General features: G+C 46.5%; 15 protein-coding genes. 9 read left to right on the plus strand and 6 right to left on the minus strand.

The window, feature by feature from the left end:
* Positions 1–151: 151 nt before the first annotated feature.
* The 3 genes from F7P81_RS10215 to F7P81_RS10225 all read left to right on the plus strand — a co-directional run bounded on the left by F7P81_RS10215 (position 152) and on the right by F7P81_RS10225 (position 4,213).
* Positions 152–481: a hypothetical protein gene (locus F7P81_RS10215; protein WP_210307635.1), complete on the plus strand. Its 330-nt coding sequence runs from the start codon at positions 152–154 to the stop codon at positions 479–481.
* A gap of 149 nt (positions 482–630) precedes the next feature.
* Positions 631–3,111: an HMG-box domain-containing protein gene (locus tag F7P81_RS10220; RefSeq protein WP_151159423.1), complete on the plus strand. Its 2,481-nt coding sequence runs from the start codon at positions 631–633 to the stop codon at positions 3,109–3,111.
* A 469-nt stretch (positions 3,112–3,580) separates the two neighbouring features.
* Positions 3,581–4,213 (plus strand): LysE family translocator, encoded by a 633-nt coding sequence (locus F7P81_RS10225; protein WP_151159424.1) that lies wholly within the window; start codon positions 3,581–3,583, stop codon positions 4,211–4,213.
* 117 nt (positions 4,214–4,330) lie between these two features.
* Here F7P81_RS10225 and F7P81_RS10230 read toward each other — a convergent pair whose 3' ends face one another.
* The gene (locus F7P81_RS10230; RefSeq protein WP_151159425.1) at positions 4,331–4,906 is read right to left on the minus strand and encodes a DUF1003 domain-containing protein; all 576 of its coding nucleotides are present in this window, start codon (positions 4,904–4,906) and stop codon (positions 4,331–4,333) included.
* A 160-nt stretch (positions 4,907–5,066) separates the two neighbouring features.
* On the opposite strand from F7P81_RS10230, the gene F7P81_RS10235 reads away from it, so the two are divergent.
* The 4 genes from F7P81_RS10235 to F7P81_RS10250 all read left to right on the plus strand — a co-directional run bounded on the left by F7P81_RS10235 (position 5,067) and on the right by F7P81_RS10250 (position 6,571).
* Positions 5,067–5,282, plus strand: a complete 216-nt coding sequence (locus F7P81_RS10235) for a DUF4287 domain-containing protein (protein ID WP_075656894.1) — start codon at positions 5,067–5,069, stop codon at positions 5,280–5,282.
* 29 nt (positions 5,283–5,311) lie between these two features.
* Positions 5,312–5,662: a hypothetical protein gene (locus F7P81_RS10240; RefSeq protein WP_151159426.1), complete on the plus strand. Its 351-nt coding sequence runs from the start codon at positions 5,312–5,314 to the stop codon at positions 5,660–5,662.
* A gap of 73 nt (positions 5,663–5,735) precedes the next feature.
* Positions 5,736–6,107: a hypothetical protein gene (locus F7P81_RS10245; RefSeq protein ID WP_151159427.1), complete on the plus strand. Its 372-nt coding sequence runs from the start codon at positions 5,736–5,738 to the stop codon at positions 6,105–6,107.
* A gap of 104 nt (positions 6,108–6,211) precedes the next feature.
* A complete protein-coding gene (locus F7P81_RS10250; RefSeq protein ID WP_151159428.1) occupies positions 6,212–6,571 on the plus strand; it encodes a hypothetical protein in 360 nt (119 codons plus the stop codon).
* A gap of 72 nt (positions 6,572–6,643) precedes the next feature.
* Here F7P81_RS10250 and F7P81_RS17070 read toward each other — a convergent pair whose 3' ends face one another.
* The gene (locus tag F7P81_RS17070) at positions 6,644–6,799 is read right to left on the minus strand and encodes a hypothetical protein (RefSeq protein ID WP_022709160.1); all 156 of its coding nucleotides are present in this window, start codon (positions 6,797–6,799) and stop codon (positions 6,644–6,646) included.
* Positions 6,800–7,172: 373 nt separating this feature from the next.
* Here F7P81_RS17070 and F7P81_RS10255 point away from each other — a divergent pair, with 373 nt between their 5' ends.
* Both F7P81_RS10255 and F7P81_RS10260 read left to right on the plus strand, forming a co-directional pair.
* Complete coding sequence (locus tag F7P81_RS10255; protein WP_151159429.1) at positions 7,173–7,580, plus strand: lysozyme inhibitor LprI family protein; 408 nt, start codon at positions 7,173–7,175, stop codon at positions 7,578–7,580.
* Positions 7,581–7,986: 406 nt separating this feature from the next.
* Positions 7,987–8,340 carry a hypothetical protein gene (locus tag F7P81_RS10260; RefSeq protein WP_151159430.1) on the plus strand — a complete coding sequence of 118 codons (354 nt, stop codon included), beginning with the start codon at positions 7,987–7,989 and terminating at the stop codon, positions 8,338–8,340.
* Here F7P81_RS10260 and F7P81_RS10265 read toward each other — a convergent pair.
* The 4 genes from F7P81_RS10265 to chrA form a co-directional block, all read right to left on the minus strand.
* Positions 8,328–9,026, minus strand: a complete 699-nt coding sequence (locus tag F7P81_RS10265; RefSeq protein WP_028233229.1) for an outer membrane protein — start codon at positions 9,024–9,026, stop codon at positions 8,328–8,330. The genes F7P81_RS10260 and F7P81_RS10265 overlap by 13 nt on opposite strands.
* A gap of 466 nt (positions 9,027–9,492) precedes the next feature.
* Positions 9,493–10,029, minus strand: coding sequence for a lipocalin family protein (locus F7P81_RS10270; protein WP_151159431.1), 537 nt, complete (start codon positions 10,027–10,029; stop codon positions 9,493–9,495).
* A gap of 603 nt (positions 10,030–10,632) precedes the next feature.
* Positions 10,633–11,091, minus strand: coding sequence for a GNAT family N-acetyltransferase (locus F7P81_RS10275; protein ID WP_151159432.1), 459 nt, complete (start codon positions 11,089–11,091; stop codon positions 10,633–10,635).
* 123 nt (positions 11,092–11,214) lie between these two features.
* The gene (chrA, locus tag F7P81_RS10280; RefSeq protein WP_151159433.1) at positions 11,215–12,447 is read right to left on the minus strand and encodes a chromate efflux transporter; all 1,233 of its coding nucleotides are present in this window, start codon (positions 12,445–12,447) and stop codon (positions 11,215–11,217) included.
* Between the last annotated feature and the right edge of the window lie 160 nt (positions 12,448–12,607).

Here is a 12,607-nt window from a genome sequence, read left to right on the forward strand (position 1 = left end):
TTTGACTTACACTCGATGTAACATTAACAATTTAAACCAATGTTAACGCAAGTGGAAGCCGTAACTTATGAACACCCATATCTCACCCTCGACATTCATCTCAGCCACCACAGGCGAAACCGTAAGCTTCAATGCTTGGCATCACTCACAGATGACCATGAGAGAAGCTATCGACCTTATGGACGCAGGAGGTCACCCTTACGTCAGCCCGAATGTACCTCAAGGCTTCGACACGGTGTTGGGTTATTTCTTCTCCTGTTACGGCTGGTTTCCTGCCATGTACGATGACGAAGAGGGCAACGCCATGCAGCGCGGCAGTGGCATGAAAGAATATGACGACTGGTGTGCCAAGTATGCCCGGATGCTGGGACTGGAAGTCAAGAAGGTCGAAGCCCCGACAGCACTTAAGGTCCACGGCATAATGACGCTGAATGCGTACCCCGAGGCGTTGCTTGAGATACGCCTGACTGAGATGGGCTAACAACACTACGAAATGAAAGACCCGGGCGACAAGCGCGGCGTCACCTAACTGATCCTCACATTCCCCCTGAAATTCACCCCTCAGATGCGCTTGGTCGTGTCTGGGAACGGCATTCCATTGCCAAATTCAACACCGAAAGGAACAATTCCATGCAGCAAGGCAGAGTTCAGACGCCTGACTTTAAGAATAATCTCGCCCTGAAACCAGCGGCGCGACCTGTCGATACCTTTGAAGCCCCGGCTCAGATACCTCAGGATAACAACACGGCACGATTGGTGGACGCTTTATCAGCCTTCTCAAGCACCATAGGCCAGCTTGCGCCGACACTTGGACAAGCCGAAGCGGCTTCCAAGAATAAGAAGGATGATGCTGCATTAGCTGAAAGGCAGAACTTTTTCATGAAGGCGTCACCTGAGGAACAACGGCGCTATATCGTTGAGAAGCACGGGCTTGACCGGGATGAGGTTAAACAGGCTGCTGCAATCGGCAAGATGGATGGTGCTCGATATGCTGAAATGGTCCAAGGTGAACTTCAGACGCACATGCAGACCGAGTTCGACTGGAACAACGGTGACCCTGAGGAATACGCCAGACGCTTCCTGCAAAATAAGCTGCAAGAAATAGGCCGTACGGACGAACCAACTTTCGTATCGGCATATTCTCAGGCAGGGCAGTCCTTCATTCAGAACGTGTCTGCAATGCGTATTAAGCGACAGGCCGACCATATGGACGTGAAGATCAAGGGAGCGGCGTCAGACTATTTCCGGCTCACGGTTGACGACAGTGTGAAGGCCGGGGATGATCCTCAGGTCACCGCGAAGAAGCTTTTGACGGCTGCTTCTGATGCAGGGAAGCGCGGCACCTTGTTGCTCGAAGACGGAGACGTGGACAAGTACCAGCTTGATGAACTTGAGCGGCGCATTGACAGTAACCCTCAGGTTGTCATTGCGGCGATCCATCAGGGACGCACAGGGGCCGGTGGCAATCGCCCTTCATATATTGACGATCCCGCAACGCGAGACCGCGCTATTCTTCTCGACAGGAAAGCCGGGATTGCGCTCCAGCTTCAACGTAACAGGCAGGAGCGGGATACGCTCATTGCAGCCAATACGCAGGCTATCGAAAGTGGTAACGGTTTCCTTGGTCTCAGAGACCTTGTGCAATTCAATCCGCATTCAGGAGAAGAAACGGTCTATAGCGTCGAAAGCCAGAAGGACGAAGCAGTCCGCAACTGGATCAAGCAGGACGATGCAACAGCAAAGCGGCTTGGAGAAGCGCCTCCTCAGACAATCTTGAGACGCGCTCAGCAGTTCGCCATAGCGGGGCTACAGGACCCTGACCTTAAAGCCGCAACCGACAGCATTGCACAGGCGGGTTCACCTGAGGTCCTCCAGCAACCGGAAGCCAAGGAGAAGCTTGTTCAGCGCCTTGAACTCATCAACACTGTCACCAAGACGAACAAGAACCTTTCGGCTTCCTATCTCAAGGGGCAGGACAAGGAGTTTGTTGACGGCTTCTTTGCAGCACGGGAAGCGTTAGGCCGCGACGATACAGCCGCCTTATCATTCGCCTATGCAGTCACCAATCCGTCACCTCAGGCAAGAAGTAGGGTATTTGCCGCACGTCACGACATAACCAACGCTGTGAAAGCGCTCAGGGATAGCAAATGGTTCAGCCTGAATAATCCGAGTATGGAGAACTCGGGCATGGTTGAAGACCATCTCTGGGATTTGTCGGAGAAGTATGCCGCTGCTGGTCTTAGCGGTCAGGATGCGGTTGCTGCTGCAAAGTCGGCAATCGAGAAGTCTGCAATCCATTATAACGGCACCCTTATAGATGTCGGCTCAATCAACACCCGCGCTGAAATGCCGAGTGACTTCAAGGGGGCTGTAGAGGCTCAGGTTGCGGCGTTCCTTGAGGACAGCAAGGGGAAGGCTTACGATGCATCTCAGGTTACGATCTATCAGACTGGTGACAAGGACGGTCGTTTCTATCTGGTCGATAAAGACACCATGTCCCCCGTGACTGACGACAACGGGGCAATGCATTTCTTCACGCTCAGCAATCTCAGGGCGTGGGATAACGCAAACCGTCAAATGCTCGATAATGCGAACGCATCATACAACGCATTTAACCAGAGCGTGAACGCCAAGGGCCTGTTTCAGGCGCTCGATAAAGACGGTTCGACTGTCTGGATCAACACGAATAGGGAAATCTGGCACAACACCGCTGAGGAAGGCCAGACGCCAAACTGGAAGAAGACCGGGAAACGTTACAGCAGGACCACTGCGATTAGCCCTAGGGGCTTACCTGTCTTCAAACGCCCTGAGCGCATGAACCAGAAACTCAAGGCCGCTTCGACATGGTATCAGCGTGTTGTTGTGGGTGCCAAGATCACGGCATCTGCTGTTGCCGACAAGTATGCCGACGAGATGCAGAACGATGCAAGCTATAGCGATATTGCTAAGGAAACTGGAACTCGGATTGCGAAACCAGTGAAGGCAGCAACAGACGCCACAATCGGCAGCGCTGGGCGTTCAGCGGCGGAAATGATCAACGGCGCTCAGGACTTTATCTCAGTTGGGAAGAAAGCCGAGGACGCGATTAATGAAAGGAACAGGGGCCGTTAAGGGCGGATAAGAGAATGAAGAAAGTGCGCCTCAGGGGAAACTCTGGGGCCGCTTATCGGCTTTGCTTAATAACAGGACTTTGGGCCTTGAGCATGAGACATGAAGGTGGTACACAGAGCAGAAATTGCCTGAAAAAAGATCGTTGCTTTTCAATTGGTTGGCGTTTGAGATTTAGTTTTCAATCCTCTCTCGCAGCACCAGTTTTCCTTAACAAATCAAATATATGTAAAGCGCCTTATTCCGGCGCTTTTTTCATTTCTGCATGAACGCACGGAACAAAGATTCGTGCAAGCAAGCTCATACATCATTCCCTGCACATTGGTTTCCGTTCAGTTCACAAGCAACCTCAGGCTCTCGAATCTGTATTGACTCTTATACGCAATGAAACATTTTAAGATCATTCATTGAAGTTCCTGAAATTCTGTCATTCCCTGCTGCGGAAATAAGGAAGAAGCAGAGGAGTGTCCCGGTGCCCGAAATAAGTAGTCTGCTTGCTTTTGCGCTCATCGCACTCGGCATGGTGCTCACGCCCGGACCAAATATGGTTTACCTCATCTCGCGGTCGATCTGCCAAGGCCGCACGGCAGGGCTGATCTCACTCGGCGGTGTTGCCCTCGGCTTTGTGTTCTACATGCTCTGCGCTGCGCTCGGCATTACAGCGATTGTTATGGCTGTGCCCTACGCCTATGACGCGCTGCGTTTCGGAGGCGCGCTCTATCTGTTCTATTTAGCGTGGCAGGCGGTAAAACCGGGAGGCAGATCGCCGTTTCAAGTGAAGGATTTGCCAAAGGATAGCCCCCGTAAGCTTTTTATGATGGGATTTCTGACGAACCTGCTCAATCCCAAAATCGCAGTCATGTATCTGTCGCTCCTGCCACAATTCATAAGCCCCGATCATGGCAGTGTGCTTGTTCAATCCTTAGCCCTCGGCTTTACGCAGATCATCATCAGCGTGACTGTCAATGCGATGATCGCTATCGCTGCCGGTTCAATCGCAGCCTTCCTTGCCAGCCGTCCGACATGGCTGGTTATACAAAGATGGCTGATGGGTACGGTACTCGCAGGCCTTGCCATACGTATGGCAACGGAAGCGCGCCGTTAGAGGCTCAATAAAAAATCACCAAAGAACAGAAAAGGCCGCTGTCGTCGGGAAAAGTGATAATGCTTCAGCGAGCAGCCTGCTTCTCCTCTTCATCAACGATATGAATTGGTTAGTGTTCTATGGCTTTTGCCCCAACACCAATTTCGATAACAGATCAATCTGTTGCTGTTGCTTTTCGATCAACGCACTCAGTTCAGTTGAGATAACCTTGTCCAGCTTATCGTGCAAAGCCAGTATCTCGATTTCAGCTTTCAAATTGATTTCATAATCATGACCTGCATCCATACGATCTTTTGCGGCCTGTCTGTTTTGGCTCATCATAATCACAGGTGCCTGAACCGCAGCCAGCATAGATAGTATGAGATTCAAAAATATATACGGATAAGGATCAAATGCCCGGATCACAGCAAGCGAATTAAAGCCTACCCATGAAGCAAGCAGAACAGCAAAGATAAAAATGAACGTCCACGAACCACCGAACTTGGCTACTTTATCGGCGAGCCGCTGCCCGATTGTTAATTTATCATCGAATGCGACATTCACGTTACGCGCAATAGTCTGACGATCAACCAAACGCTTAAAAATTCGCATTTCTTTTTCGGTAAGGGACTCTAACGGTTTCCCGAGATAATGGATCGCCTGCTCGGAAAAATGATATTTTTGATCTGCCTCTGACTTTAAGTTTTTAGGCATATGAATCTCCGCACTAAATTCCAGACCAATGTTTCGATAGACAAATATCATTCCGCAATATTACGATTTAGCAACCGATTTTCATCATCAAGAAAATCGTGAAGATCAATGAAATGAGCAGCCTCGCAACAATAATATTTGCTCTTATAAAGGGAACACCATGACCACAGATAAGAATGTAAAAGGCCCTGCTTCATACTTTCCGTCCATTGAGAAAACATACGGAAAACCAGTCAGTCATTGGCTAGAGATTTTAAGCGGGGTAAAAGGTAAAAAACATATGGAAATGGTAGCTATACTCAAATCCGAACACGGACTTGGCCATGGCCACGCAAATGCTTTGGTTGCCTATCATATGGCCTCAGCTGCAGAATAATTCTTCAATCAAGGCCATCACAGATCAGTATGCAAACCTCCCTGAACATCCCTCTCAAAGCATCATTTGGAGGCTGGAAAGCCCTTCCGTGGTTTGCATGGGGAAGCAACAATATGAAACCCGTACTGACGCTCCATCCTGACAAGATAGAGTATCGGTTATTCCGCCTTCGCCAGAAACCATATTCGGCTATTTCACGCGTTGATTACCGATCAGCATGGCGTACTGAAAACATCGTCATAGAGTTCAACGATACCTTCAATACATTCATCGGGAATACAGGTGATCGTGACATGACCTGCAAAGCCCTCATATATTTGCGGGGCAGAGGCTGCTATCTTTCTGAGAGAGCCGCAGTTTTGATTGCTTCAGCCAAATAAGTGTTTCAGGGAGTGGCAGCCCATTACATAGTCACTGCGGAAATAGCATGAAACAACCTATCAAGAGGATTATATGCGGGGAATTATTGTTACAGGTATATTGCTGGCATCTGCTATTTCAGCCCATGGAGCAGAAAAACCACTTGAATCTTATTATGCGCGGTTAAGTGCAGAAGATCATTTCAATTCAGCGGGAAAGCGCCTTACATCCGCTGCGGCGATTATTCGGCAGGATCGCGCAAACTATCATGTCTATGGCAAGCGCGATCAGGAAGATGAACCTGATTACACATTCTCATCCAAAGAAAACCGCGCCCGTTTCGAACGCATGGCCGCCAAAGGTAAATTTTATGATGGCACAGAAAAAGCAATTCTCAATGGAACGCCTTTGATCTACGTTGAGATATATGAGGATTATGTCATCGTATCCGTGCGGGAAAATTGATTAGCTACAGGCATAGCTGAGTGCAGGAGTGTGGCGGTTTTCTTTAACGTTCATTTTGCAAATATTTGCAATAAAATACATAATTATATCAAATGGATAGCGTTATGGAAAACACCATCATTCTTTCTACAGAACAGCACTTCAATCTTAGACAGGAAGACCAATATTGTGATCTTTGGATCGTTGATTCACCAGAGAATTTATCGGTTGCAGATAGGTTGAGAGCGGACATATCTGTCAGATCAGTGACAACATTCAGAGATCGAGGCGATGCTGCTACGAATATAATTATGGTGCTCCCAACTGTGCTGGAGCACCACCCTGATTGCATAAAAATTATTGTGAGGGGGCTAGCATCTGAAGTTCATGATAAAGTTATTAAGGGCAAACCAGAGCTATCACAAATTGCTTCTCAACAGGATATGCTTGTCTTGAAGTTAACGAACAATACCCCTGACATATAGCACTCATCCCGCCCGCTTCGTACACGCTTTTTACTCGCATGATCTAGCATATGGTATGCAATAGGCGGGCTCTTACAGCCCGCTTGCTTCGCCGCTCATCTGCGCTTCTTCTCTTTTTCTCTGCGCTTCTTCCTTATCTTTATCATAATGCCACTTGATAGCGAAGAACATGCAAACGCCTAATACACCAAGCTTGAAGATACCGAAGACGATAGGAACCCAATCCATTTTTTGAAGCTTTCTATGCTGCAATCTATGGTGCAGAGCACTAGCAGAATAATTCTGATTAAACAGCTCATTTTTATCTGATCACGCTTTGGTGAACAGATAAATCCCCCCTTACTTCACACGCCTGGGACGGATTTTATTGCCATGATTTTGAATGTCTGGGATGTGGGCAAGTACATGAAATACGGCGGATAGTGATGCTCTTCTAGAAGGCTTAAGAAACAACACAGATTTAACTACCACCTGAAGTTCACATATATGAGACCAGCATTTCTTTACTGATTATTCTTCATTCCTAAACCTCTTCTGTAAATGTCTCTTGCTTTGACATGAAAGTCACGCTTCAATCATCAGATAATATAGGGAGGTGGAAATGAAGTTAGTTACTTTGGCTGCTTTGGGATCAATCTTTATATCGCTGCCAGCTTATGCATCTACTGACTGCGACAAAGCCGAAGACCAGTCAACAATGACCAAATGCGCCAGTGATGCATTGACCAAGGTAGATAAGCAACTTAACGAAAACTACAAAAAAATAGAAAAACGTTTGGCTGATGATGAGGAAACCAAGAAATTATTGGTAAGCTCACAGCGCCTTTGGATGAAGTTCAGAGACGCAGAATGTAACTTTGCAACATCGACAACATCCGGCGGAAGTATTCATTCAATGATGGTTGCAACATGCAGAACCCAATTAACAACTGCACGTAACAAACAATTATCAGATTATCTCAACTGCGAAGAAGGCGATCTCACCTGCCCTGTACCGTCAGCAGATTAACCCTCCCCCTCCGAAAGAGAAAGAGATCCGCAATCCCGTCAAGCAGAAAAGGGCGCTCAATTTTCTACACCGCACATCCAGCTCAGTGACGGAACCTTTTTCACGCAAAGAGCAACGCCGGGCTCTGCATGCCGCGTAAAATACACTGAAATAAAACGTGTCCAAAAAATTGTCATGCAAGATGGTTTTGTTACCCGCGGGAAAGGTGAAGTACTTGTGTTCGGGTATCAGGTTAACCTAATGGAAGATTTCACAAGAACCTGCAAACAGTTCATTATGAGAAACGGCCGTTAATCACCATTGGTACAAATGCCGTTTTGATTGTGTCATCACTCATCAAGTGAATTTTTCTTGATTTACTATGCAAGTCGCTGTTCAATTCCTGCACATAACTGAGGGGCGAAACATGGATCAACCGACTGAGAGCGCACGAACCAGAATTTCACTTATCCGCAGCCTGACATTTGCACTCCCCCTTCTCGGACTGACTGGCTGCGTGTCGCAACAGGTAAGGGATTTGGAATGGTGCCGAAACATCGAAACCGCCAAGCCCCTCATTGATGAAACAGGTCAGGCGAAGCTCAATGCAGCAATGACTAAAAACAAATGTGCAGACAAATTTCTGGAAGCAAAAAAAGCCGCTGAAGAAACGGAAAAGTTAAAAGCCGCAAAGGCTCAGCCTGCCAAAGCCAAGCAGACAATAAAAAACCCCGCCAAAGCGGGGTTAGTAAAAACCAAGCCAAAAGCTCAGAATTTATAGTTCAAGCCAACCCGAACTGTATGAAACTGCGATTTGGCTTCACCAATACGCCAGCTTCTGTCGAGATCAACATAATCCAGTTTGAGCTTACCAAGATCGGTATAGAGATATTCGGTCTTCAGCGTTACGTTATTTGTAATAGCGTATTCTGCACCGGCACCAACCGTATAGCCGACTTTGGTGTCAGACTGGGATGAGCCATCTAAATAGTTGTTCGCATAGGTTTTAACTTTACCATAGGCAACACCACCGGTTGCATAGACCAGAAAACGATCGACCGGGGTGTAACCAAGACGGACACGTGTTGTACCAAACCAGCTAACCTTGGTTCCGAGATTCACCAATGTGCCGCCCGGAACACTGACATCAAAATCGGATTTCACGCCTGAACCTTGAATATCAGTTTCAATACCAACAACTGCCTGATCAAACTGCCAGTTATAACCGGCCTGAACACCACCGATAAAACCACTGGCATTACCTCTGAGTGAAACGTCGCCAAGCAATTCGTTGAAATCAGTTTTGAACTTTCCACCTGCATAACCGGCATTCACACCGATATAACCACCTGTCCAGGAGAAGGTGTCGACAACTGCAGGTGCCGGATCATTATATACAACGGCATCAGCAGCGAAAGCTGAGCCTGCTGTTAATGCCAGCACGGAGGCCAGAATAATACTCTTCATGATTGTCCCCTTTATTTATTGATAATTATTTTTACATTATAGAAGACAATTATTCATATAGTAAAATAGCAACAGGTAATAATAATTAATTAAAATATAGGCAATATTTTTTACAAAACATAATAACTGACATTAAATTATCATTTATATTCAATATCATAATTATATATACTCTATCATCAAAAATATAAAAGAAACAACATCCCGATCTGATGATATAGTTTCTCGTGCATTTCACAATGCAGAGTTGTAAAATTTCAAATGCAGACAATAAAAAAGGCCGGGGCAAAAATGCACCGACCTTCCTACTCATCAATTAATTGCCAGTGCCAGTACATCCGTGGTCAAAAGCTTAAATTGATGAAGACATTTGCGAGCGCTGTGAGAAACGCGCTGCTTAGCAATGTCTATGCCGTGTATATAGACAGTGATTGTGTCTTAAAAAAGATCAGGACAGCTTATATTTTTAAAATTGTTTTACCCAATTAATATTATCAGGATCAACACCAACCCCAGATGCAACCTTAATCGCTCTGTCTTTTAACTCCTCTGGTATTTCAGCCGTGCGGGAAAGAACCCAAAAATACTTCGGGCTTGATCCGGCAATAATTGCCCAGCGATAATCCTCATCCAAAGCAACTATATTATAGCCGCCATAAAACGGGCCGAAAAACGATACCTTCAATGCGCCCTCAGATTGGCCGCGTACAAAAACAGCCGTCCCCGATGCACGCTTATGCCGGCCGGAGATTTCATCGACACCGCTGTTCAGCACATTTACAGTGCCATCACCATTGAGTGTATATTCAGCCGTGGTTTTAATCAGGCCTTTTTCAAACCGGTTTTCTACACGGGCGACTTCATACCACTTCCCCAGATAGCGATTGAGTTCGAAACCGGTAACCGGCACCACATTATCAGGAATTTTAGGATTAGCGGCTTTATATAATTTATATCCGGCAAACAGGCCGATAGCGGCCATCAATAGCTTTTTCACGCTCATAACAAACTCCCGTCAGTTATAGTGTGAACGCATATAGATATTGAGAGTTCCCGAAACTATGATGCAGAACAAAAAATCAACTATTATCGACATTTTTTGCCTTAGAATATGACTTACTAAAAAGTGTTATTCCCACTCTCAGAATTTAAGTGTATTGATTTTAAAACAATATTTTAATCACGCGAATATTTATTGGATACAATATGCTAGGACGAATTTTAAACGGTCTAGAAAAGACTTATTTAATAAAATCGTGGTTGATAGGCATTTTCTTATATGCAAGTCTTCTTATATTTAAAGATGAGTTTACGGAATTAAGCATTACGATTTATATTTATTTCGGATTATGCACTGTCTTATTTCCATTCTCAAAAATGATATTAGATGAAATAAGAGATAATATAGACGAAGATTATATAATAATGATAAAATTAATTCTTCATAATCACACAACAATAATTATTTTAAAACTATTATTAATTATATTATTCTGGTCATTCACTCCATTTATTTTAATTCTTGGAATTATATATACGGCTTTATAAGAGCATACCCTAATTTAAACACCCTGATTATCTCATATAATGTGCAAAATCTTGCGGCCTATGGCCGGAAGCGGAAAATCAGATCCTCTTCAGTTTCAAGCTTTTCTACATCTTCAGCTTGAGCTGATTTGATCACAGCCTGCCAGAAATGGAGCGCAGTTGTGTTTTTTGGCGCGACACGCAGTTCCCAAACCCCGCTATGCATTTGCAAAATCTCAACAGCTGTATAGCGTGCCAGTCCCTGCTTGCGATAAGCTTTCAGAATGAAAAATTCCGCAAATGAATAGTCCGTGCCTTTACCGGAAGGTGACCAGTTATTGATAAAGGCAAAACCAATATCTTTTCCCTCAAAAGATATCAGATATGGCCATCTGTTTGCTTCTGACCAGTATAAATCAAAATACGGATAATCATCGTCTGTCTCTTCGTAAGCGCGCATTTCAGCGAAATATTCCGTCATGAAAGCGCTTATGATTGATTTCTCAGCTTTCGCTGCCAGACGTATCTCTAATTTCACACTAAATTCCGATCATACCCGACAAAGAAAGCCACACACTTCCGATTTAACTCCAGCTAGTATAGCGCTGCAAAGAACCTGTCAGGTTTGTTCAAAGCTTTAACGAACCATCTGCTACCTCAATCACAACGGCAAAAGCGGCATCATCATTCCTGCAAAGGCCATCAAAACGACAACAATCCAGGGCTGCACTTTCCAGACTGTGAGCAGTAAAAACCCTGTCAGTGCCAGCGCAAAATCCTGATTGGTAAAAACCGCCCCTGTCCATACCGGATTATACAGTGCCGCGCCGAGAATGCCGACAACCGCTGCATTGGCACCACGCATTGCCGCCTGTGCTGTCGGGCGCAAACGCAGCCTGTCCCAGAACGGAAGCATGCCATAAACAAGCAGCAAGCCCGGCAAGAATATCGCGATCAGAGCAATAGAAGCACCGGCAATTCCGTTTGGCTCCGGTTGCATCACTGCACCGAGATAGGCTGCGAATGTGAATAACGGCCCCGGTACAGCCTGCGCCAGCCCATAACCTGCCAGAAAAGCCTCTTTGCTCACCCATTGCGGTGTCACAACTTCTGCCTGCAACAGCGGCAAAACCACATGCCCGCCACCAAAAACTAGCGAACCGGCACGATAAAAAGCATCGAACACAGCAACAGGCTGATATCCTGTAACAGCGGTCAGCACCGGCAAAAATGCGAATAAAACCGCAAACAGGCTTAAAGCTATAAAGCCGCCTCTGCGCGATACAGGAAATTTCAGATTGCCGGTCACAGCCGTACCATTGCCACGGCAAAGCCACAGGCCAAGCATGGCACCGCCGGTAATAGCCGCGATCTGCCCGATTGCTCCCGCTGCAAAAACCACAAGCACGATTGCTGAAAGCGCAATGAAAACGCGGGGCTTATCCGGTGTCAGACTGCGCGCCATACCCCAGACCGCCTGCGCAACAATTGCCACGGCAACCAGTTTCAAACCATGCAGCAGACCTTCCGCATACACACCTGTGAATGATGCTGCGCCCAGTGCAAAAGCCGCAAGAAGGAGTGCTGATGGCAGTGTGAAGGCCAGTGAAGCCGCCAGACCACCGGCAAGACCATTACCGCGTAAAAGACCAAGCGCAAAAGCGACCTGACTGGACGCAGGGCCGGGCAAAAACTGGCATAAGGCAACCAGATCGGCATAACCGGCTTCATCCATCCATTTGCGGCGCACGACAAGCTCGTCTCGATAATAGCCCAGATGTGCAACCGGCCCGCCAAACGATGTCAGCCCGAGTTTAAGAAACACGCGGAAAACTTCAGCACAGGAACCCTGTGCTGGTTTTGTCAGTGATCCGCTTTCATTTCCTGAGCGCATTATGCCCCTCATCCGCAACGCTTTGTTTCTGGCAGAGATTTGATCCGATACAAATCAACCGGCTCATAAAGTGCCTGAATGTCAGACAAATGACACAAAATATTTTGCGCAGCCATTCAGACAAGTAAATCTTGTCGATTAACGTGTTTTCTTGATTTTT

It is taken from the genome of Pseudochrobactrum saccharolyticum, assembly GCF_008801715.1.
Taxonomy (GTDB): Bacteria; Pseudomonadota; Alphaproteobacteria; order Rhizobiales; family Rhizobiaceae; genus Pseudochrobactrum; species Pseudochrobactrum saccharolyticum.